Raw genomic sequence first — 21,977 nt, forward strand, 5'->3', positions numbered from 1 at the left:
GTTTTTTGGATAATAGAAAACAAAACCTATAAACTATGGCTTATATTGATTATTATCAAGTCCTTGGAGTGGACAAAACGGCATCTCAGGATGACATTAAGAAGGCGTTCCGCAAATTGGCGCGTAAGCATCATCCTGACTTGAATCCGAATGACCCTACGGCTAAGGATAAGTTTCAGGCTATCAATGAGGCGAATGAGGTGCTGAGTGATCCTGAAAAACGGAAGAAATATGATGAATATGGCGAGCACTGGAAACATGCTGATGAATTTGAAGCGCAAAAGCGGGCACGGCAACAGTCGGGTGCGGGAGGCTATGGAGGATTCGGCGGAGCCGGGTTTGGCAGTTCCGGTGCCGGATTCGGCGCGGACGGAGGCACTTACTGGTATTCGTCCGACGGGCAGGAGTTTTCGGGCAGCAATGCCGGAGGCTTCTCGGACTTCTTTGAGCAGATGTTCGGTCACCGTACACGTGGTGGAGGCGGTGCCAATGCCGGTTTCCGCGGACAGGATTACCATGCGGACTTGAATTTGTCGCTTCGGGATGCTTCGCGGACCCATAAGCAGATATTGACGGTGAATGGCAAGCAAGTGCGTATCACTATTCCTGCCGGGGTAGCAAACGGGCAGGTCATCAAACTGAAAGGTTACGGTGGCGAGGGCATCAACGGAGGTCCTGCGGGTGACTTGTACATCACGTTTGTCATTCCGGACGATCCTGTGTTCAAGCGTCTGGGAGATGATTTGTATGTAGATGTCACTATCGGCCTCTATACCGCTTTGCTGGGTGGCGAGCAGTTGGTGGATACTTTGGACGGTAAGGTAAAACTGAAGGTCAAGCCGGAAACCCAGAGTGGGACGAAGGTACGTCTGAAGGGTAAAGGGTTCCCGGTTTACAAGAAGGAAGGGCAGTTTGGTGACTTGATTGTGACCTATTCCGTGAAGTTGCCTACAAACCTGACGGAGGAGCAGAAAGAGATGTTCCGCAAAATTCAAAGTATGAACTAAAAATATCAGCGCTATGCAGAACGAATTAATCATAGTAAGTGAATACTGCAACAAATGTCATATCGAACCTACATTCATAGATAGGTTGCAGGAAGGTGGTCTGATAGATATTCAGACGGAGAACGGGGAACGTTTCCTGTTGTTCTCCCAGTTGCCGGATGTAGAGCGTTACAGTCGCATGTATTACGACTTGTCTATCAATATGGAAGGTATCGATGCCATTCACCACTTGCTGGAGCGGATGGAGGAGATGCAGAAAGAGATACACTCTTTGCGCAGCAGATTGAAGGTTTTCGGAGATTTTTGAGGCCTGTAACTGAAAAATCAAGCCCTTGCTTTTGTCTTTTCCAAGAGGATATTCAGATAAAGCAAGGGCTTGTTTTATGAGGTGTGGTTAGCGGTAGCTTTCCAGTTCTTCTGCTTTGAATTTACGGATGAAGTTAAAGTGTTTTTCCACTTCAGCCTCCGCATAGTTCACATATACAAGGGCAGACTTGGCAAACAACTCTGGCGCCCTTGTAGCGTCTTGGATAATCAGATGCGACATGATGCACACGGCTGCCATTTCGTAAAGACGGCGGGAAAGGAAGTCCAGCAGTTCCTGGTTCTGTGCCTCTTTCACGGCATTGGTGCAGGCATCGAGCTTGTTGGCCATTTCTTTCACACGCTCCATCAGCGGCTGCATTTCTGCGCTGCAGGGAATCATCTCGTAATCGCGCAGGGTAGCCACATAAGAACCGTTGGTTACATAGCGGATAGCGGCTACGGTCTGCAACTGGGTGGTACCTTCATAGATGCTCGTGATACGTGCGTCGCGGTAGATGCGCTGGCAGGCATATTCCAGCATGAAGCCCGAACCGCCGTGGATCTGGATGCTGTCGTAGGCGTTCTGGTTGGCATATTCGGAGTTCATGCCCTTTGCCAGCGGAGTGAAGGCGTCAGCCAGTTTGGAATACTTCTTCTGTTCCTGGCGTTCCTCCGGGGTGAGCTTGCGCTCACGGGAGATATCGTCCAATGCCTTGTAGATATCCACATAGCGGGAAGTCTGGTACAGCAAAGAACGTCCGGCATCCAATTTAGCTTTCATGATGGCCAGCATGTCATATACAGCCGGGAATTCAATGATGGCCTTGCCAAACTGCTTACGGTCTTTGGCGTATGCCAGACCTTCGTTGTAGGCAGCCTGTGAGAGACCTACTGACTGGGCGGCAATACCCAGGCGGGCACCGTTCATCAAAGCCATTACGTATTTTATCAGACCCAGCTTGCGGTCACCGCAGAGCTCGGCTTTGGCATTCTTGTAAACCAGTTCGCAAGTCGGAGAACCGTGGATACCCAGCTTGTTCTCGATACGGCGTACATCTACACCGCCCTCGTTCTTGTCATAAATGAACATGGACAGGCCGCGTCCGTCCTTGGTCCCTTCTTCGCTGCGTGCCAATACCAGATGGAGATTGGCGTCACCGTTGGTGATGAAGCGCTTCACGCCGTTCAGACGCCAGCAGTTGTTGGCTTCGTCAAAGGTGGCTTTCAGCATGACACTTTGCAGGTCAGAGCCGGCGTCCGGCTCCGTCAGGTCCATAGACATGGTTTCACCTTGGCAGATGCGGGGAATGAAACGGCTGTGCTGGTCTTCGTTGCCGAATTCATACAGAGTTTCGATACAGTCTTGCAGCGACCAGATATTGCCGAAACCTGCATCGGCAGCGGCAACTATTTCGGCGCACATGGTGTACGGGGTAATCGGGAAGTTCAAACCACCGAAACGGCGGGGCATGGTCATACCGTTCAAACCGGCTTTTACCATGGCGTCCAGATTTTGTTTGGTACCGCTGGCGTACTCTACACGGCCGTTGGCACAATGGGGACCTTCCTCATCCACGCCTTCTGCATTGGGAGCGATAATCTCTCCGGTAATCTCACCGGTGATTTCAAGCACCTTGTCAAAAGAGTCCATAGCATCCGCATAGTCCTGCGGGGCATAGTCATACTTGTCTTTGTCTTGATATCCGCGTTCCTTCAGTTCGCAGATACGTTCCATCATCGGGTTGTTCAGATGGTATTTCAGTTCGGGAATTTCTGTATAAAAGTTGGCCATAGTTTACTTACTGTTCTGTTTGTAATACTTAATCATTTTCGGGATTACCTCTTCTACCGAACCGTTGATGACGTAGTCGGCAATCGTATTGATAGGAGCGTTCTCGTCGTTGTTGACAGAGATGATAATACCACTTTCCTGCATGCCGGCAATGTGCTGGATTTGTCCGCTGATGCCGCAAGCGATATACAGTTTGGGACGAACCGTAACGCCCGTCTGGCCAATCTGGCGATCATGGTCGGCGTAACCGGCATCGACGGCGGCACGGCTGGCGCCTACCTCTGCATGGAGTTCCTTGGCAAGTTCAAACAGCATGTCGAAGTTTTCCCTGCTGCCCATGCCATAGCCGCCGGCAATCACGATGGGAGCGCCCTTCAGGTTGTGTTTTGCCTTTTCTACGTGGCGGTCGATCACCTTTACCACATAGTCTGTTTCGGGAACATATTTGGCTACATCGTGGCGGATGACTTCACCTTTATAGTTGGCATCCAGAATTTCCTTCTTCATTACGCCCTCACGAACGGTTGCCATCTGCGGACGGTGTTCGGGATTCACAATCGTGGCAACGATGTTGCCGCCGAATGCGGGACGGATTTGATACAGCAGGTTTTCATATACCTTGCCCTCTTTCTTGTCTTCATGGTCGCCGATTTCAAGAGAAGTACAGTCGGCGGTCAGACCGCTGGTCAGTGCGGAAGATACGCGGGGACCGAGGTCACGGCCGATTACCGTAGCGCCCATCAGGCAGATTTGCGGCTTTTCTTCCTTGAAGAGGTTGATGAGGACGGAAGAGTGGGGGAGAGAAGTATAGGGGAACAGTCCCGGAGCGTCAAAAACATGGAGTTTGTCAACGCCGTAGGGTAATACTTGCTTTTCAATACCTGCCAGATTGTGTCCGGCAGCAACAGCTTCCAGCTGGCAGCCCAACTGATTGGCTAATTTACGACCTTTGGTCAAGAGTTCGAGACTGACGTCGGCAACCGTAGTGCCTTCTATCTCTAAATATACAAATACATTATTCATATTATATACTTTTAGTAGTTAGTAGTTGGTAGTTAGTAGTCAGTAAGAGATGCATTCGAGTTATCTTTTCCTGTTCAGCGGCAAGTCGATTTTACTTGCCACTTACTACTTGCTACTTACTACCCAATCGTGTGATTGGCAAGCAGTTCAACAATCAAATCTTCCACATCCTGGTCGCTTCCTGTCAGCGTCTTGCTTTCTTTGGCCTGGAATGAAATGTTCTGGATGGTTTTCACCTTTGTCGGTGAGCCGCTCAGACCGCATTGCGGAAGGTCACCGTTCACGTCGGCTACACTCCATTCGGTGATGTTCAGATAGGGATATTTCTCATAAAGTTCGGCATAGGCCAACTCTGCGCCTTCTTTGGTGATGGCTGCCTTTTCCTGTGCGCCGAGGGCACGCTTGTACTTCTGCACCAGTTTGGCATTGCGCGGACGGCAGGGAGCCGCACTCCCGTTTACGGTAATAACGATGGGCAGAGGAGCTTCTACAGTTTCCACACCACCGTCTATATGACGTTTTACAGTGATTCTCCGGGCCTCCTGGTTCACATTGAGAATTTCTTCTGCATACGTAACCTGTGTCAGTCCCAGCTTTTCTGCAACCTGCGGGCCTACCTGGGCGGTATCACCGTCGATGGCTTGGCGCCCGCCGATGATTATGTCGTAATCGCCGATCTTTTTGATGGCAGTGGCAAGGGCATACGAGGTAGCCAGAGTATCTGCACCGGCAAAAGCACGGTCGGTCAAGAGATAGCCATTGTCGGCACCACGGTAAAGTCCTTCACGAATAATTTCGGCTGCACGTCCCGGTCCCATAGTCAGGATGGTTACGGTGGAGCCCGGATGTTCATCTTTCAGCCGAAGCGCTTGCTCGAGGGCATTCAGGTCTTCGGGGTTGAAGATGGCAGGGAGTGCCGCACGGTTAATGGTTCCGTCGGCTTTCATGGCATCTTTCCCGACATTGCGAGTGTCGGGAACTTGTTTTGCCAATACAACAATTTTCAAACTCATGCTATTAATTATTAGTATTAGTATTTCTCAAGTGTCAGTACCGGGAATAGGAGTAGTAGAATCCTGCTACTGAAATTGTCCGGTTAACTCATTATCAGCGTGCAAATTTACGCAAAGAGTTGGGTTTGACAAGAAAAAGGGATGAAAAATGCACATTACGGATGTTTTTGAGCAAAAAATGAAGAGTGGCTTGCAGAGAGAGGGCAACCGGAAAATTCTGTAATACGGGTATAAATTACAGGATTTCATCTACTGCTGCCAACCGAAAGTTTCCGTATTTTTGCAGGCAAGAAATACGTGTTATCTGGCAAGGCCAAGTACGATCATAAAACGAACTTATATGAAAGAAAACAGACATTACCTGCAACGACTGATTCAAGGTGCAATTTTGTGCACTGCTTCCTTTGCCGCTGTCCACACCTCTGCGCAAACGGTGGTGGATACTACCCGTACCTACCGTATAGGCGAGGTGGTGGTGACCGGCAGCAACAATGCCACCGGAAGGAACTTGCTTCCTTATACCGTCTCTACGGTCGGCAGCCCGCAATTGGAGGCGACAGGCAACACCCAGTTGCTTTCTGCCATTTCCGGACGTGTGCCGAGCCTCTTTGTGTCCGAACGCAACATTTTCGGCTTCGGAGTAAGCAATGGGGGGTCGGGAGGAATCAAGATACGTGGCGTCGGAGGTTCTCCGACCAATGCCGTACTGATGATGGTGGACGGACAGCCACAGTTTGCCGGTATCTATTCCCATCATGTGGCGGACTTTTATGAAACGGAATACGTGGATCGCGTAGAAGTGCTTCGCGGGCCGGGTTCGGTGCTTTACGGTTCCAATGCCATGGGCGGCGTCATCAATGTCATTACCAAGAATGCGGAGAAGGATGGAGTACATACTACGCTTACCTCGCAATATGGGTCGTACAATACCTGGCGTTCTTCGATTACCAATACGGTCCGTTCGGGAAAATTCTCTTCCCTTGTATCGCTCGGTTATGACCGTACGGACGGGTTGGAGGAGAATTTCGACTTTAAGCAGGCTAATGTATATGCCAAACTGGGGTACGACTTCAGTGATGCATGGAAACTCCGGGCGGACTATTCGTTGATGAACTTCATCGGGAATGATCCCGTTTATCCGAAATTGAGCGATCCTGAATCCACGGATATTTATCATCAGAATATCACCCGTGGTGAAGCGTCCTTATCGCTCAATAATTATTATGGCAATACCAACGGTAATGTGCGGGTATATTACAGTTACGGCAATCATTACATTGACGATCCCCGCCATTTCCACAGCTTGGATGACCGTTTCGGTATTCTTGCCTATCAGAATATCCGTCCCTGGAAGGATGCGGCCGCTACTGTGGGATTCGATTTCAACACCTACACCGGTAAAATTCCAATGTCGGGAGGCAATGCCCATACCGAAGGATCCATGACAACCATCAGCCGTAAAAGTATTACGGAATATTCTCCTTATATCACTCTTTCGCAGGACTTGTTTGGAGGTGTGCTGATCTTGAATGCCGGACTCCGTATGGCAAACAGTGACCGCTTTGATACGCAATGGATTCCGCAGGGAGGTTTTGTGATCCATCCTGCCGAAGGATGGATGGTGAAAGCATCTGTGGCAAAAGGTTACCGTAATCCGTCTTTCCGTGAGATGTATCTTTACCGTCCTGCCAATCCGGACCTTGAGCCGGAAGATATGATGAATTATGAAATAACGGTGGGCAAGACTTTTTCCCGCTACTTCGGCATGGATGTGACCGGCTATTATAGTAAGGGCAGTAACCTGATTCAGACAGTGGACATGAAGAATGTAAATACGGGCAGTTTCATCAATAAAGGTATAGAAGTGACCGCCAACAGCCGTCCACTCGACAACCTAAGTGTCCGGGCTACTTACAGCTACCTCTATACTTCGTTGGATAATCTGACGGGGGCGCCGAAGAACCAGTATTTTCTGGGGATAGGCTGGCAGGCATTGCCCAAGTTTCATGTGGATGCGGAGCTGAGGGGGATAGGCGGACTGTATGTTTCCGGTGATGTGGAGCATCAGGATTATGTATTGCTCAATATGAAGCTGACTTATAAAGTAGTCCGTGCCTTGGAACTCTTTGCTGTGCTGGATAATATCACAAATACCGGTTATGTCATCAACCGCGGGTACGAGATGCCCGGGTTTACCGCCATGGGAGGTTTTAAGTTGCATTTCTGACAATCTTTCACCCTTTAATGTAAATGGATATGAAAGATGAAGAATAAAAAAACAGGGATAAAAGGTTGGCGGTAAGCCCTGATCCTTTATCCCTGTCTTTTTTTTAATCCTTCACTTTATTATTTTACTCCCAACTTTTTGGCGATATCCTTAGGCAGCGCATCCTTGTGTACAATGATGTTCATTGTTTTGTAGCGCACGAAAGCCTTGGATGCATACCATAAGCCCTTGTACTTACCGGCTTCACCCCAAGAGTTCTTTACCATGTAATATTCGTTGCCTTCCTGGTCTTTGGCTATACCATAAATCAGCATACCGTGGTCATCGGTTGTTTCCCAGTTGTCATATGCTTCCTGGCGCTCTTCCTGGGTACACCATTTTTGCGGTTGCGGTTTGCTGTTCAGCTTCTTTTCTTCGGGTTTCATTTTCAGCCAGTGTGCCATGTCCGAACCACTCAGTTCCTGCACCTTCTCGGCGTCTGGCATTACGGCTATACCGTCACGCGTGAAACCTTGTTCGCTTACGTCACTGCCCCAAGCAATGGTGTAACCTTTGTTGATGGCATTGTCAAACACCTGCATCAGTTCATCGATGGGCAGGTTGTAGGAAGAAGCCCAACGCCAGTTGTCTTGGATTTCCAGGATAAACGGCTGGTAGAACGGATGGTGTGTGTAGGAAGTCAGTGAAATGTAATCGTCGGCGTTCAGTCCGGTAGATTCATAGAAAGACTGCGGAGTATATTCCTTGCCTTTGTAGGTGAATTTCTCGGGACGTTCGCCTAAATAAATGTCATGGATGGAAGTGATGGCTTTCTTCCAAAGAGGATTCTTGTCCTTGTCGGTCTGCAGGCTGCGGTGATGTCCTTTGGCGATGGCTGCCACTACGGCGTTGGACACGGCAGTCAGTTCGTTGTGGTTGCTCAGCGTGTCGCCGTACATCATTCCCGGACGCATTTCCTCTTCGGGCACCAGGCCGAAGTTTTTCATACCGTATATCACGTCATAGAATGAACCGCCCTGGGAGAAAGAAATGTCACCATGTGTACGTACAGCCTTGTCGGCACGGTCCAGATAAGTATTATGTACAATGAACATCTCGGACAGGTCGTATTCTCCCTTGCCCATGCGGAGCAATTCAGATTCAATGAACGCCAGGCCGGAGTAGCACCAGCAGGTACCGGCACGGCTTTGGTTCTTGACGGAGGTAATGGGGTTTTCTTTGACAGTCGTGAAGATAAAACCCTCTTCTTTCGGGGCGTCTTGTGCCATTGTGTTCAGGCTCAATAATCCCAATGTAGCAATCAGTATTGACTTTCTCATCATGATTAAAATGTTATAGATTTATAGTTGCAACCGCAAATATAAGTAGAATATCGTAAACAAAAGCTATCTTTGGGGCGTTAATTCTGGCACTTATGAAGAAAAAATTACTATGAATAAAATGATCGTAGGTATGGGGGAGGCTTTATGGGATTGCCTTCCCGAAGGAAAGAAGATAGGCGGTGCTCCGGCAAACTTTGCTTACCATGCATCGCAGTTTGGTTTCGACAGCCGTGTGGTGAGTGCCGTAGGCGCCGATGCGGATGGTGATGAGATTCTGGACGTATTTGCCCAAAAAGGTCTGCGCGCCGAGATAGAGCGGGTGCCCTATCCGACAGGAACCGTACAGGTGACACTTGATGCCATGGGAGTACCCTGCTATGAGATAAAAGAAGGTGTTGCTTGGGACAATATCCCCTTTACCGATGAATTGAAGCGCCTGGCTCTGAACACGCGCGCCGTATGTTTCGGCTCTTTGGCGCAACGCAGCGAGGTAAGCCGCACTACCATCAACCGTTTTCTCGATACCATGCCCGATGTGGAGGGACAACTGAAGATTTTCGACATCAACCTTCGGCAGGGATTCTATACCAAGGAGATACTTTGTGAATCTATGCGTCGTTGCAATATTCTGAAAATTAACGATGAAGAGTTGGTGACCATCAGCCGCATCTTCGGTTATCCGGGCATCGACCTGCAAGACAAATGCTGGATTCTGCTCGCCAAGTACAATCTGAAAATGCTTATCTTGACTTGTGGAACGAACGGCAGTTATGTATTTACTCCGGGTGTCGTCTCCTATCAGGAAACTCCGAAAGTGCCGGTGGCCGATACTGTTGGAGCGGGCGATTCGTTTACGGCAACCTTCACCGCCGCTATTCTTAGCGGAAAGCCGGTGCCTGAAGCGCATAGACTGGCAGTGGAAGTTTCTGCTTACGTTTGCACGCAAAGCGGTGCCATGCCGGAGTTGCCGGAGGCTTTGAAAGAAGGACTGGGGAGATAAAGGTGTGTGAGTGAAAGAACTTTATTCAAAGCCTTTGAATATCCGTTCGCAGGCTTTGAATATATGTTCGCAGGCTTTGAATATCCGTTCGCGCACTGCGAACAGAGTTTTCACTTAACTCTGTCAACTTTTAGACCTAACTTCGGAAGCTTTTTCTTTAGCTTTCCTGCAAGTTCTCAAGAGGAACTTGTCCGTAGGGGAATATCGCATCTTTTGAACGGCAATTCCGTCGGCAGGTAGAGGATATTAGTGGAAGTCTTTCGCGCTAATCACCAAAGTTCTGTATATTTGTATCCAAATATAATTATACACCATGAAAAAGCTACTTGCAACTATCTTGGCATGTGTTATACTGTCGTATGCCGATGCCGCTGAAAAGAAAATTATTCGTATTGCCACGGACAACACAGACCTGGTACTCCAGGTAGGCGAGAATGGCCGTTTGTATCAGACTTATTTGGGAGAAAAACTGCTGCATGAGCAAGATGTGGAAAATCTTGCCAGGAATCTCCATGCCGGTTCCGGTGGCAGCGCCAGTGCACGCGGTTGGGAAGTGTATAGCGGTTCGGGAAACGAGGATTATTTCGAGCCTGCCATTGGCATTACCCACAGTGATGGCAATCCTTCCACCTATCTTTATTATGTGTCTTCCTCCTCCAATGCCGTAGAAGGGGGGATGGAAACCGTTGTCTGCCTGCGCGATGACAAATACCCGGTGGACGTGACCCTGCATTACGTTGCTTATCCCAAGGAGAACGTCATCAAAACCTGGAGCGAGATAAAGCACCAGGAGAAGAAGCCGGTGTCGCTTTCCACTTATGCTTCCACTATGCTCTATTTCAGCAAGTCTGCCTATTACCTCACGGAGTTCAGCGGCGACTGGGCCAAGGAAGCCCAGATGAGCAGCCAACAGTTGCAGTTCGGCAAAAAAGTGATAGATACCAAACTGGGCAGCCGTGCCGCCATGCATACGCCTCCCTTCTTTGAAGTAGGATTGGAACAGCCGGTGAACGAACATCAAGGCGAGGTACTGATGGGTACCCTGGGCTGGACCGGGAACTTCCGTTTCACGTTCGAGGTGGACAATGTGGGCAATCTGCGTGTCATCCCTGCCATCAACCCGTATGCTTCTATCTATGAACTGAAGCCCGGCGAACTGTTCACCACTCCGGAATTTATTTTCACCTTGAGCTACAACGGTACCGGACAAGGCAGCCGCAACCTGCACGAGTGGGCTCGCAACTATAGCTTGAAAGATGGTAAAGGCAGTCGTCTTACCTTGCTGAATAATTGGGAAAATACCGGTTTCAACTTCAATCAGGAGATATTGGCTGACTTGATGAAAGAAGCCAAGAAGCTGGGTGTGGATATGTTCCTGTTGGATGATGGTTGGTTTGCCAACAAATATCCCCGCAAGAATGACCAGGCGGGTCTGGGTGACTGGGAAGTGACCCGTGATAAATTGCCCGGTGGTATTCCCGCTCTGGTGAAGGCTGCCAAGGATGCAGATGTGAAGTTCGGTATCTGGATTGAGCCCGAAATGGTGAACCCCAAGAGCGAATTGTTTGAAAAACATCCGGACTGGGCAATTATGTTGCCCAACCGCGAAACATACTATTACCGCCACCAATTGGTATTAGACCTCAGCAATCCGAAAGTGCAGGACTACGTGTATGGTGTAGTGGAGGGCATTATGAAGGAGAATCCCGAAGTAGCTTTTTTCAAATGGGACTGCAACAGCCCTATCACCAATATCTATTCGCACTATTTGAAAGAAAAACAAGGCAGACTGTACATCGACCACGTGCGCGGTGTATATAACGTGATGAAGCGTGTGAAAGAGAATTATCCCGATGTGCCGATGATGCTCTGCTCCGGCGGCGGTGCCCGCTGTGACTACGAGGCGTTGAAGTACTTCACGGAATTCTGGTGCAGTGACAATACAGATCCGGTGGAACGTATCTTCATTCAGTGGGGATTCGCGCAGTTCTTCCCGGCGAAGGCAATGGATGCGCACGTGACAAGCTGGAACAGGTCGGCTTCCCTAAAATTCCGTACGGACGTTGCCTCCATGTGCAAACTTGGTTTCGATATGGGTCTGAAAGGCCTGAGCTCTGACGAACTGGCCTATTGCCAGACAGCTGTAGCCAACTGGAAACGTCTTCAGACTGCCATTATGGAGGGTGATCAGTATCGCCTGGTTTCTCCCTACGAGGGTAATCACATGGCGCTGAACTACGTCAGCAAGGATGCACGTAAAGCTGTTTTGTTTGCCTACGATGTTTATCCCCGCTTCCAAGAGAAGTTGTTGCCTGTGAAAGTGCAGGGACTGGATCCGAATAAGATGTATAAGGTAGAGGAAATCAATCTGATGCCTTCCGCGACTTCCCGGTTGGCTGCCAATGGAAAGGTCCTTTCGGGAGACTACTTGATGAAGGTGGGGTTGTCCGTATTCGGCCTTTCAAAGTTGCAAAGCCATGTGATTGAGTTGACGGCGCAATAACGGAGGTCGTTGGAATGTTTGGGGAGAGTCCTACCGAGTTCCCCAAAAGAAGAGAATGTCAAAACAGATGAAAGAAACGCGAATTACTGGTGTTCTAAGTCTCTATTTTGACATTCTTTCTTGTTCTTGATACACGTTTGTTTACTGCTGCTTGATGATACCGGAACTTATTTCAGTATCTGAGGCAGGTTTTCTCTTCCCCAGAAGTAATAGACGCAGATTCCGACCCAACTGGTAAGCAGGATGATAATCGCGACTAATAGTTTCTTCACGCCGTCTACCGGCCACTTCATGATTTCCAGTACGGCTTTGACACACAGAACCACACCGATAACCCAAATGATAAATCCAATCATAACCTGTGATATTTAATATTGTTGATTAAAAGCAAATAGAGGCTACGCCTTATTCAGGAGCAGCCTCTATTTTCTATTTAGTAATTGAAATTACTCTGTAACTTCAGCTCCCCAGTTTTCTCTGGACAGACGCTTGTAGCTGTTGTAACGCCATTTAGCGTTTTCTTCAGCAGCCTTGAACAGTTCTTCGGCTTCCTGCGGATATTGTTTCATTACGGATGCGTAACGAACTTCGCCCTTCAAGAAGTCTTGGAATCCGCTCCAATCCGGTTCCTTGCTATCCAGCGTGAACGGATTCTTGCCTTCAGCTTCCAAAGCCGGGTTGTAACGCCACAAGTGCCAGTAACCGCACTTGACAGCTTTTTCTTCTTCAGCCTGGCTCTTGCCCATACCGGCCTTCAGACCGTGGTTGATACACGGAGCGTAAGCGATGATGAGTGACGGGCCGGGATATGCTTCTGCTTCGCGGATGGCTTTCAAGGTCTGAGCCTGGTCAGCACCCATGGCGATTTGAGCAACATATACATAACCGTAAGTAGTAGCCATCAGACCAAGGTCTTTCTTGCGTACGCGCTTGCCGGCAGCAGCAAACTTGGCGATAGCGCCTACCGGAGTAGCTTTGGAAGACTGACCGCCGGTGTTGGAGTAAACCTCTGTATCCAGAACCAGGATGTTAACGTCTTTACCGGAAGCGATTACATGGTCAAGGCCACCGTAACCGATATCGTAAGAAGCACCGTCGCCACCGATGATCCACTGGCTACGTTTAACCAGGTACTGAGACAGACTGGAAATTTGTTTGCAGTGGTTGCATTTGTCTTTGCCGGCTTCAACCAAAGGAATGATCTTTTCAGCCAATTCTTTGGTCTTGTCTGCATCGTACATGTTTTCCATCCACTCGCTGAACAAAGTTTTGGCCTCTGCCGGAGTGCAGTCTGCCGCGATGGCTTCTTGCATAACTTTCACGATACGTGCACGCATCTTTTCGTTGGCAAGTTCCATACCCAAACCGAATTCGCAGAAGTCTTCGAACAATGAGTTAGCCCAAGCAGGACCGTGACCCTTTTCGTTCTTGGTATAAGGAGTGGAAGGTACTGAACCAGAGTAGATGGAAGAACATCCTGTTGCATTGGCTACCATTTCGCGGTCACCGAACAATTGGGTAATCAGCTTCACATACGGAGTTTCACCACAACCGGAGCAAGCACCTGAGAATTCGAACAACGGAGTAGCGAACTGAGAGTTCTTCACGTTGGCCTTGATGTCAATCAAGTGTTGTTTGCTCTTCACGTTTTCTACGCAGTAAGTCCAGTTGGCAGCTTCCGGCAATTGGCCTTCAAGATGTTTCATAGTCAGAGCCTTGCCGCCCTTCTTCGGGTTACCCGGACAGATGTCGGCACAGTTGCCGCAACCCAGACAGTCGAGTACATTCACCTGCATACGGAATGTCATGCCGTCGAATGCTTTACCTACGGCCTTGAGCTGAGTGAAGCCAGCACCCTTCTGCTCTTCAGCGTCGAGTACGAACGGACGGATAGAAGCGTGAGGACAAACGTAAGCACACTTGTTACACTGGATACAGTTTTCAGCGTTCCATTCGGGAACGAAGGCAGCTACACCGCGTTTTTCGTATTTGGCAGTACCTTGTTCCCAAGTACCGTCTTCAATACCCTTGAATGCAGATACCGGCAACAGGTCACCGTCTTGTGCGTTGATAGGACGAACTACTTCATTGATGAATGCAGGATCGTTGTTTTCAGCTTTGGCGTCGTCTGCCAAGTTGGCCCAAGCCGGGTCAACGGCCAGTTGCTTGTATTCACCGCCACGGTCAACGGCTGCATAGTTCTTGTTGACAACATCTTCACCCTTCTTGCCGTAAGACTTGACGATGAATTTCTTCATCTGTTCTACAGCCAGGTCAACCGGAATAACGCCGGTGATACGGAAGAATGCAGATTGCAGGATGGTGTTGGTACGGTTGCCCAAACCGATTTCTTGTGCAATCTGGGTTGCATTGATATAGTAAACGGTAATATTGTTCTGTGCAAAGTACTTCTTGACCCTGTTAGGCAGGTTCTTTGCCAGTTCTTCGCCTTCCCAGATGGTGTTCAGCAAGAAAGAACCATTCTTGCGCAAACCACGGGTTACGTCATACATGTGCAGGTAAGCCTGAACGTGGCAAGCCACGAAGTTAGGTGTATTTACCAAATATGTAGAGCGGATAGGAGTGTCACCGAAACGCAAGTGCGAGCAAGTGAAACCACCTGATTTCTTGGAGTCGTAAGAGAAGTAAGCCTGACAGTGCTTGTCGGTGTTGTCACCGATAATCTTCACGGAGTTCTTGTTGGCACCTACTGTACCGTCGGCACCCAGACCGAAGAATTTAGCCTCGAACATGCCTTCGCCGCCCAATGCGATTTCTTCTTCCTGAGGAAGAGAGGTGAAGGTAACGTCGTCCACGATACCGATAGTGAAGTGGTTCTTCGGCATCGGCATGGCCAGGTTCTTGTAAACGGCAAGGATTTGTGCGGGAGTAGTGTCCTTTGAACCCAAACCGTAACGGCCGCCTACAATCACCGGAGCATTCTCTGCACCGTAGAAGCAGTCTTTTACGTCGAGGTACAACGGTTCGCCGTTGGCACCCGGTTCTTTCGTACGGTCCAGTACGGCAATCTTCTTGGCAGTCTTAGGAACGGCAGCCAGGAAGTGCTTGGCAGAGAACGGACGATAGAGGTGAACAGCAACCAAACCAACCTTTTCGCCATTGGCAACGAGGTGGTCGATGGCTTCGCGGGCAGCCTCGGTTACAGAACCCATAGCGATGATAACGCGTTCTGCATCTTCTGCACCATAATAATCGAACAAACCGTACTTGCGGCCTGTGATTTTGGAAATTTCGTTCATGTATTCTTCCACGATAGCCGGAACTGCTTCATAATAGTTGTTGCAGGATTCACGGTGTTGGAAGAAGTGGTCGGGGTTTTCGGCCATACCACGGGCAACCGGATTCATCGGATTCAATGCACGGGCACGGAATTCGGCTAAAGCTTCCTGGTCAATCAGCGGAGCGAGGTCTTCGTTCTCCAGCATTTCAATCTTTTGGATTTCATGAGAAGTACGGAAACCGTCGAAGAAGTTCATGAATGGAACGCGGGACTTAATGGTGGCCAAGTGAGCAACACCTGCCAGGTCCATAACTTCTTGTACAGAACCTTCGGCCAACATGGCGAAACCTGTCTGGCGTGCAGACATAACGTCCTGGTGGTCACCGAAGATACATAATGCATGACTTGCCAAAGTACGGGCTGATACATGGAATACGCAAGGCAGGAATTCACCGGCAATCTTGTACATGTTCGGGATCATCAGCAACAGACCTTGTGAAGCTGTGTAAGTAGTAGTCAGCGCACCGGCCTGCAAAGAACCGTGGACGGCACCTGCAGCACCGCCTTCTGACTGCATTTCTTGTACCAATACTGTTTCGCCGAAGATGTTTTTGCGACCTGCGGCAGCCCATTCATCTACGTACTCAGCCATCGTAGAAGAGGGGGTGATGGGGTAGATGGCAGCTACTTCCGAGAACATATACGAGATATGTGCAGCAGCCTGGTTACCATCACAAGTAATGAATTTCTTCTGTTTAGTCATAACTAAATTGAATTTATTAAGTAAAAAAATCTCTCAATCAATACAGGAACCCGAACAACCAGAGAGGAATTTGGTTGCCCCGGCCTATTTCTGCCTTATGCAGTGCATAAGTCACGCCCGGATTATTCTTTATCTTCACGCCTTCCGGACAGATTTTGAACGGCATCACTTCGTCCACCATGAACGAGACGTTTTTATCGCCTTTGTTTATTTTGTGGTCTTTCCATAAGGTATTCGCAAAGAATGTGTCGAGCACATCCTGCTCTTCCACTTTCACAGGGTAAATGGAATACATCAGATTGGAGTTATGCATCATTATCTTCGATGGCTTCTTGGGGAATTCTTCCCCTTTCGGATATACCATATTGATAAGGCGGGCATCTGCCAGATACTTGATGTAGTTCATTACCGTGGCGCGTGATGTTTGTATGTCATTTGCCAGTTGGCTGACGTTAGGCGCTTTCGAACCGTCCACAGCCAACAAATATAGCAATTTCTTTATCTTTGAAAGGTATTTCAGCTCGATTTGTTTAATAAGAAGGATATCTACTTCCACCATCATGTTCATGGTCTTGAGCAGATTCTCTGAAAAGTTACGCTTCTCGAGGAAGAAAGGGTAAAAGCCATGATGCAGATAATCCTGGAAATAGTCTAAAGGGCGGACTTTGGAGAGTATGCCTTTGGCAATCTGTTCGTGGTTGCTCAGGATTTCTTCCAATGAATAGGAGTGGAACTTCATGTCCGTCTGCAGATTCAGGTATTCGCGGAAAGAGAAGCCGCGGAGGTTATAGCTTTTGACTATGTCGCGCAATTCCAGATTTTCTTCTTTCAGACGCATTACGGAAGAGCCGGTAAATACAATCTTCAAGTTTGGGAAGCGGTCGTAACACATGCGCAACTCTCTGCTCCAGTCGGGATATTTGAATACTTGGTCTATCAATAATACTTTTCCGCCACGGCGTTGGAACTCGGTAGCGAATTCTACGATGCCATGTCCGGCAAAGTAGAAATTGTTCATGTTGATGAAAAGACAGGAACGGTCGGTGCCGAATTTTTCTTTGGCATATTGCAGCAGGAAAGTTGTCTTGCCCACTCCACGGGTACCCTTGATACCGATAAGGCGATCGTTCCAGTTAATCTCATCCATGAGATCTCGGCGAACGGGGGCATTCGTGTGCTCAACGAGATAGGCGTGTGTACGGTAGAATGATTCCATGCTTTAAATTCGGTTTATCGGGCGACAAATATACATCTTTTTTATAGAATTGCAAAGTAGAGATGGCAAAATATTGTGTAACTTTGCACTCTCTTGCAAAAAGTGAGTAATAAATTGAAAGCTGAAAGATGAAACTTTATGTATTCAATCCCGATGCGGATATGGCCCTGGGAAATAACGAAGAAAACTATATGGCACCTGCTTCTATCCGTCGTATGGCCGAAGACTTGGCTTTGTTGCCGGTCTGGTATGCGCAACCTGGCAGTGGAGTATTGGCGCCTTCCGCCTATAATGCGGATTATCTGAAACGGATGCAACAGCTGCTCCCGCTGCCTGTGCAGCTGGTTACAGAACCGGAACTGCCTGATTATGCTGAAGCACAGGTAATGCCTTGGGGATGGAATCCGGCTATCCGTAAGCGTATGCTGAAAGGAGGGATTGCAGCATATAAATTACCGACTCTGGAAAATCTGCAGGAGTATCGCGGTCTTGCTTCCCGTATCCATACTTTGGCTTTATTTATGCTTTTCAATTATGACAAGTTGGATTTTGTTTGCGGCTATTGCCGTCTGATTGAAGGAGACGGCAAAGTCTTTCCTGCGGGAGCTGTAGATGATCTTAGGGATGGGTACTTGTTCAAGGCGCTATGGTCGGGCAGTGGAAAAGGTTTATGCTGGTGTCGGGGCAAACTGTCCAAATCCGTTTCTGACTGGTGTTGTCATACAATGAAAGAATATGGAGCCGTTATGGTAGAGCCTATATATAATAAGGTGGAAGATTTTGCCATGGAGTTCTACTCTGACGGTCGGGGGAAAGTCCTTTTTGTAGGCTATTCACGTTTCACTACCAATGAGCATGGTGCATATTGTGGCAATATCTTGACCTCGGACGAGAAAGTGGAAGAATGGATTCAGCAATATGTTCCTTTGGAATCATTCATACGTATCCGGGAGCGGTTGCTGAACGGACTGGAAAAAATTTATGGCAATTCATATACGGGCTATTTAGGAGTGGATATGATGGTTTGCCGGCAAGAAAGCGGATATCCATATGCCATTCATCCTCATGTTGAAGTTAACTTGCGGATGAATATGGGAGTGGTGGCTCATCGGATTTCCAATGATTATCTTTCTGCCGGTTGCAGCGGCTATTTTTCCATTGACTCTTATCCTTCTAATGAAGCATTGCAGGCACAGCACGCACAAGATGTCCATGATTATCCTCTGGTGGTGCAAGACGGTAAAGTGAAGTCCGGTTATCTGCCCTTGGTACCGGTTACTTCCAAAAGCCGTTATCGGGCCTATATCAAGGTTTCGGACTAAAGCTGGCAGGCTTGGCTTTCGTTTCCGCAACGGTCTGTGGCTGTTACTGCAAAATATTTCCTTGCAGCCCACGGCCGTATCGGTGCGTAGATATATTCCGTTCCTTGTACCCGTTGAGCCAGGATATTCTCCGGGTTGGAAGTGTCTACCGGATAGGTATCCGAGCCGTAAACAACATAAGTAGGTGCATTCCGCCTGTCATTGTCTGTGGACGGTTGCCAGCGAAGCAGGGTATAACCTTCGGCTTGCTGTTCTGTGCTGAGATTAGAGGGGGCCGTCGGGGGCACATTGTCAATCCACGGCATGGCCGGTTGCAGGGCCGGAGCCGTGTAGTAGCTTTCTTCCAGAATATCGTAAAGCTCTTGTGTATTGTCCATCAGATACTTGACGCGGTAATGTGCCTCCCCGGCCAGTCCTTGTGCGCGTATAAAGTTGATTTGGCGTTCTATCTCATCGACTGTCCAATTCCCTTCATCCGGGTGAAGGAAATAAATCCCGAGGCCGGGAATGATTTGGCGTCCGTTGCTCTGTTCTTTCCAGTCCAGTGCAAAGGGATAGAATCCATTTTCACGGAAGTACATCATGGGATATACCTGGTCTTGGATGCCTTCCCCCAGCCAGCCTTCTACATCCTGGTTGACGGTATGGAAAGCGTTCCAGCCGCGGGAGGAGTAGCGGGAAGTGTCGCGGTATTTCCCTACAGGGCAGGTGCTTACCTTCACCCAAGGCTTCAAGGCTTTTACACCTTTATATATATGACGGACAATTTCTGTGATGTTGTCCCGTCTCCATTGGGCAAGGCTGCGTCCGTTGCTGTATTTCTTATAATCGTAGCTGTCCGGAAAGCGTGGGGCATTCTCGGGATAGCGCAGATAATCAAAATGCACTCCGTCAACGTCATAGCGTTCCACTACCTCGCGGACAAGGCTCATCAGGTATTCTTTGGTTTGCGGATGGCCGGGATTGAGAAAATATTCCCGCTTGTAGGGTACGCAGATTGCCGGCTTTCTTTTAGTAACCGATTCCTTTCCCAAAGCGGCGACATGCCTGCGGTTGCCCAGAGGGATAGTTACCATCCAGGCATGGCATTCCATGCCTCGTTTATGACATTCCTGAATTGCGAAGGCAAGCGGGTCATAGCCGGGGTTGCCGCCTGCTTTGCCTGTCAGTATGGAATTATAAGGTTCGATGGAAGAACTGTAAAGTACATCCCCCCGGGTACGGGTCTGGAACAGCACTGTGTTGAAGTTGGCAGCTTTCAGCTTATCCAGAATTTCGATGAGTTCGGCTTGCTGTTTGCGTATGCCTGCGGGGGAAGTGGCACGTGTGCGGGGCCAGTCCAAACCATAAACGGCAGTAATCCATGCGGCGCGTACTTCATGTTTGGGCGGTTGTGCGGCAAGCGGCAACAGGAGGATGCTATATAATAAGGTGAGGAATATTGGTTTCATTCTTATATTCTTCTTTTTTTCTGTTATATTTTGCGGCGAAGATAAGCAAAACACTTGATTAATTAGCGGAGTTTACTTGGAAACTATTACATTTGCATACATAAAAACATTGACACGTCATGATTACATTTACGCTCTGCCTGTTGGCATTGATAGCAGGCTATTTTATTTACGGACGCTTTATAGAACGCGTATTCGGGCCGGATGGCCGTAAGACCCCTGCCTTGACTAAAGCTGACGGGGTTGATTATATTCCTTTGCCCACTTGGAAGATATTCATGATTCAGTTTCTCAATATCGCTGGTTTGGGACCTATCTTTGGAGCTATTATGGGAGCTAAATTCGGTACGGCTTCTTACTTGTGGATTGTGTTGGGCAGCATCTTTGCCGGAGCAGTGCACGATTATCTTGCGGGAATGCTGTCTCTGCGTAACGGGGGAGAGAGCCTTCCGGAAATCATAGGAAGTTATTTGGGGTTGACTACCAAACAGGTGATGCGTGGCTTTACCGTTGTTTTGATGGTATTGGTAGGTGCTGTTTTTGTGGCAGGCCCGGCAGGATTGCTGGCTAAGCTGACACCGGATAATCTGGACGCTACCTTCTGGATTGTGGTTGTTTTCGCCTATTATATATTGGCTACCTTGCTTCCGGTTGATAAGATTATAGGCAAGATATATCCTTTGTTTGCGGTAGCCTTGCTGTTTATGGCAGTGGGTATTCTGGTAATGCTTTATGTGAACCATCCTGCCTTGCCGGAGGTCTGGGACGGCCTGCAGAATACACATCCTAATGCCGCTGCGCTGCCGATTTTCCCAATTATGTTTGTCAGCATTGCCTGTGGAGCCATCAGCGGCTTTCATGCTACGCAAAGCCCGTTGATGGCACGTTGCATGACCAGCGAGCGTCATGGGCGTCCCGTCTTTTACGGAGCGATGATTACTGAAGGCATTGTCGCTTTGATATGGGCCGCTGCCGCTACTTGTTTTTTCCATGAGAATGGAATGGAAGAAACGAATGCTTCCGTGATTGTAGATGCCATCACAAAAGATTGGTTGGGTGCCATAGGTGGTGTGCTGGCTATTTTAGGTGTGATTGCGGCTCCTATTACCAGCGGCGATACGGCTTTCCGTTCGGCGCGCCTTATTGTGGCTGATTTTCTCGGAATGGAACAAAAGTCCATTCGTCACCGTTTATATATATGTATCCCCATGTTCCTGGCAGCTATCGGGCTATTGTTGTACAGCCTGCGTGATAAAGACGGCTTTGATATGATATGGCGCTATTTTGCCTGGGCCAACCAGACGTTGTCGGTATTCACATTGTGGGCAATTACGGTTTATCTGGTGCGTGAGAAGAAAAAGCGTTGTTATTACGTCACTTATTTTCCGGCATTGTTCATGACATCCGTATGTATCACTTATATTTGCATCGCTCCCGAAGGATTGGGGCTGAGTCCGGATTATGCGTTGGGAATAGCCTTGCTGTCTGCTGTGCTGGCAGCTTGCTGGTTTTATATTTGGTATTTTAAGGCGACTAAAAAACTTTAGTAATGAAGAAGATAAAAAAATCTACCGGGCTGACTTTGGCCTTGCTTGTTTATGTTTCTGCAACCGCTGCCTATTTTTTGCCGCGTAATACAGAAATAAGTGATACGGAAAAGTATGTCACCGTGGCCGTTTCATACGTTATAGTATTTGTATTGTGGCTGGTACTTCGTAAAAAGGAGGAGTTGCAGCGTAAGCGGCGTGAAGAAGATAATAAACTACATTGATATTCATTCAAAAACAAAAC

General features: G+C 48.5%; 16 protein-coding genes. 8 read left to right on the plus strand and 8 right to left on the minus strand.

Annotated features, from left to right (window positions below; genetic code table 11):
* Nucleotides 1–35 precede the first annotated feature (35 nt).
* Nucleotides 36–1,007 (plus strand): DnaJ C-terminal domain-containing protein, encoded by a 972-nt coding sequence (locus HMPREF9446_RS00535; protein WP_009123482.1) that lies wholly within the window; start codon nucleotides 36–38, stop codon nucleotides 1,005–1,007.
* Nucleotides 1,008–1,020: 13 nt separating this feature from the next.
* Nucleotides 1,021–1,314: a chaperone modulator CbpM gene (locus tag HMPREF9446_RS00540; protein WP_009123483.1), complete on the plus strand. Its 294-nt coding sequence runs from the start codon at nucleotides 1,021–1,023 to the stop codon at nucleotides 1,312–1,314.
* 87 nt (nucleotides 1,315–1,401) lie between these two features.
* On the opposite strand, the gene HMPREF9446_RS00545 is transcribed toward HMPREF9446_RS00540, so the two are convergent.
* The 3 genes from HMPREF9446_RS00545 to HMPREF9446_RS00555 all read right to left on the minus strand — a co-directional run bounded on the left by HMPREF9446_RS00545 (nucleotide 1,402) and on the right by HMPREF9446_RS00555 (nucleotide 5,141).
* Complete coding sequence (locus HMPREF9446_RS00545) at nucleotides 1,402–3,105, minus strand: acyl-CoA dehydrogenase family protein (RefSeq protein ID WP_009123484.1); 1,704 nt, start codon at nucleotides 3,103–3,105, stop codon at nucleotides 1,402–1,404.
* Nucleotides 3,106–3,108: 3 nt separating this feature from the next.
* On the minus strand, nucleotides 3,109–4,128 hold the full coding sequence (locus HMPREF9446_RS00550) for an electron transfer flavoprotein subunit alpha/FixB family protein (protein WP_009123485.1): 1,020 nt from the start codon (nucleotides 4,126–4,128) through the stop codon (nucleotides 3,109–3,111).
* A 119-nt stretch (nucleotides 4,129–4,247) separates the two neighbouring features.
* Nucleotides 4,248–5,141, minus strand: a complete 894-nt coding sequence (locus tag HMPREF9446_RS00555) for an electron transfer flavoprotein subunit beta/FixA family protein (protein WP_009123486.1) — start codon at nucleotides 5,139–5,141, stop codon at nucleotides 4,248–4,250.
* Between the two features lie 340 nt (nucleotides 5,142–5,481).
* On the opposite strand from HMPREF9446_RS00555, the gene HMPREF9446_RS00560 reads away from it, so the two are divergent.
* Nucleotides 5,482–7,368 carry a TonB-dependent receptor gene (locus tag HMPREF9446_RS00560; protein WP_009123487.1) on the plus strand — a complete coding sequence of 629 codons (1,887 nt, stop codon included), beginning with the start codon at nucleotides 5,482–5,484 and terminating at the stop codon, nucleotides 7,366–7,368.
* A gap of 119 nt (nucleotides 7,369–7,487) precedes the next feature.
* Here HMPREF9446_RS00560 and HMPREF9446_RS00565 read toward each other — a convergent pair whose 3' ends face one another.
* Nucleotides 7,488–8,690: a C1 family peptidase gene (locus HMPREF9446_RS00565; protein WP_009123489.1), complete on the minus strand. Its 1,203-nt coding sequence runs from the start codon at nucleotides 8,688–8,690 to the stop codon at nucleotides 7,488–7,490.
* 109 nt (nucleotides 8,691–8,799) lie between these two features.
* On the opposite strand from HMPREF9446_RS00565, the gene HMPREF9446_RS00570 reads away from it, so the two are divergent.
* Complete coding sequence (locus HMPREF9446_RS00570) at nucleotides 8,800–9,690, plus strand: carbohydrate kinase family protein (protein ID WP_009123490.1); 891 nt, start codon at nucleotides 8,800–8,802, stop codon at nucleotides 9,688–9,690.
* 313 nt (nucleotides 9,691–10,003) lie between these two features.
* A complete protein-coding gene (locus tag HMPREF9446_RS00575) occupies nucleotides 10,004–12,193 on the plus strand; it encodes an alpha-galactosidase (protein WP_009123491.1) in 2,190 nt (729 codons plus the stop codon).
* A 167-nt stretch (nucleotides 12,194–12,360) separates the two neighbouring features.
* On the opposite strand, the gene HMPREF9446_RS00580 is transcribed toward HMPREF9446_RS00575, so the two are convergent.
* From HMPREF9446_RS00580 to HMPREF9446_RS00590, 3 genes are all read right to left on the minus strand, one after another.
* Complete coding sequence (locus HMPREF9446_RS00580) at nucleotides 12,361–12,549, minus strand: hypothetical protein (RefSeq protein WP_009123492.1); 189 nt, start codon at nucleotides 12,547–12,549, stop codon at nucleotides 12,361–12,363.
* Nucleotides 12,550–12,639: 90 nt separating this feature from the next.
* A complete protein-coding gene (gene nifJ / locus HMPREF9446_RS00585; RefSeq protein WP_009123493.1) occupies nucleotides 12,640–16,197 on the minus strand; it encodes a pyruvate:ferredoxin (flavodoxin) oxidoreductase in 3,558 nt (1,185 codons plus the stop codon).
* Nucleotides 16,198–16,234: 37 nt separating this feature from the next.
* Entirely contained in the window at nucleotides 16,235–17,413 is a 1,179-nt protein-coding gene (locus HMPREF9446_RS00590; RefSeq protein WP_009123494.1) for an ATP-binding protein, read from the minus strand.
* 128 nt (nucleotides 17,414–17,541) lie between these two features.
* On the opposite strand from HMPREF9446_RS00590, the gene HMPREF9446_RS00595 reads away from it, so the two are divergent.
* A complete protein-coding gene (locus HMPREF9446_RS00595; protein ID WP_009123495.1) occupies nucleotides 17,542–18,735 on the plus strand; it encodes a hypothetical protein in 1,194 nt (397 codons plus the stop codon).
* On the opposite strand, the gene HMPREF9446_RS00600 is transcribed toward HMPREF9446_RS00595, so the two are convergent.
* Nucleotides 18,732–20,186: a glycoside hydrolase family 10 protein gene (locus HMPREF9446_RS00600; RefSeq protein ID WP_050797271.1), complete on the minus strand. Its 1,455-nt coding sequence runs from the start codon at nucleotides 20,184–20,186 to the stop codon at nucleotides 18,732–18,734. The genes HMPREF9446_RS00595 and HMPREF9446_RS00600 overlap by 4 nt on opposite strands.
* A 119-nt stretch (nucleotides 20,187–20,305) precedes the next feature.
* Between HMPREF9446_RS00600 and HMPREF9446_RS00605 the strand changes: the two genes are divergently transcribed.
* Nucleotides 20,306–21,733, plus strand: coding sequence for a carbon starvation CstA family protein (locus HMPREF9446_RS00605; RefSeq protein ID WP_009123498.1), 1,428 nt, complete (start codon nucleotides 20,306–20,308; stop codon nucleotides 21,731–21,733).
* 2 nt (nucleotides 21,734–21,735) lie between these two features.
* Nucleotides 21,736–21,957, plus strand: coding sequence for a hypothetical protein (locus tag HMPREF9446_RS00610; RefSeq protein ID WP_009123499.1), 222 nt, complete (start codon nucleotides 21,736–21,738; stop codon nucleotides 21,955–21,957).
* The last annotated feature ends 20 nt before the right edge of the window (nucleotides 21,958–21,977 follow it).

Source organism: Bacteroides fluxus YIT 12057 (genome assembly GCF_000195635.1).
In the GTDB taxonomy this organism is placed as follows: Bacteria; Bacteroidota; Bacteroidia; order Bacteroidales; family Bacteroidaceae; genus Bacteroides; species Bacteroides fluxus.

Excerpts from the sequence above, each read along its gene's own strand:
- HMPREF9446_RS00555 (WP_009123486.1), bottom strand. The coding sequence starts at position 5,141 with ATGAGTTTGAAAATTGTTGTATTGGCAAAACAAGTTCCCGACACTCGC.
- HMPREF9446_RS00590 (WP_009123494.1), bottom strand. The coding sequence starts at position 17,413 with ATGGAATCATTCTACCGTACACACGCCTATCTCGTTGAGCACACGAAT.
- HMPREF9446_RS00600 (WP_050797271.1), bottom strand. The coding sequence starts at position 20,186 with ATGAAACCAATATTCCTCACCTTATTATATAGCATCCTCCTGTTGCCG.
- HMPREF9446_RS00535 (WP_009123482.1), top strand. The coding sequence starts at position 36 with ATGGCTTATATTGATTATTATCAAGTCCTTGGAGTGGACAAAACGGCA.
- HMPREF9446_RS00550 (WP_009123485.1), bottom strand. The coding sequence starts at position 4,128 with ATGAATAATGTATTTGTATATTTAGAGATAGAAGGCACTACGGTTGCC.
- HMPREF9446_RS00570 (WP_009123490.1), top strand. The coding sequence starts at position 8,800 with ATGAATAAAATGATCGTAGGTATGGGGGAGGCTTTATGGGATTGCCTT.
- HMPREF9446_RS00595 (WP_009123495.1), top strand. The coding sequence starts at position 17,542 with ATGAAACTTTATGTATTCAATCCCGATGCGGATATGGCCCTGGGAAAT.
- HMPREF9446_RS00610 (WP_009123499.1), top strand. The coding sequence starts at position 21,736 with ATGAAGAAGATAAAAAAATCTACCGGGCTGACTTTGGCCTTGCTTGTT.
- HMPREF9446_RS00540 (WP_009123483.1), top strand. The coding sequence starts at position 1,021 with ATGCAGAACGAATTAATCATAGTAAGTGAATACTGCAACAAATGTCAT.
- HMPREF9446_RS00560 (WP_009123487.1), top strand. The coding sequence starts at position 5,482 with ATGAAAGAAAACAGACATTACCTGCAACGACTGATTCAAGGTGCAATT.
- HMPREF9446_RS00575 (WP_009123491.1), top strand. The coding sequence starts at position 10,004 with ATGAAAAAGCTACTTGCAACTATCTTGGCATGTGTTATACTGTCGTAT.
- HMPREF9446_RS00565 (WP_009123489.1), bottom strand. The coding sequence starts at position 8,690 with ATGATGAGAAAGTCAATACTGATTGCTACATTGGGATTATTGAGCCTG.
- HMPREF9446_RS00545 (WP_009123484.1), bottom strand. The coding sequence starts at position 3,105 with ATGGCCAACTTTTATACAGAAATTCCCGAACTGAAATACCATCTGAAC.
- HMPREF9446_RS00580 (WP_009123492.1), bottom strand. The coding sequence starts at position 12,549 with ATGATTGGATTTATCATTTGGGTTATCGGTGTGGTTCTGTGTGTCAAA.
- nifJ (WP_009123493.1), bottom strand. The coding sequence starts at position 16,197 with ATGACTAAACAGAAGAAATTCATTACTTGTGATGGTAACCAGGCTGCT.
- HMPREF9446_RS00605 (WP_009123498.1), top strand. The coding sequence starts at position 20,306 with ATGATTACATTTACGCTCTGCCTGTTGGCATTGATAGCAGGCTATTTT.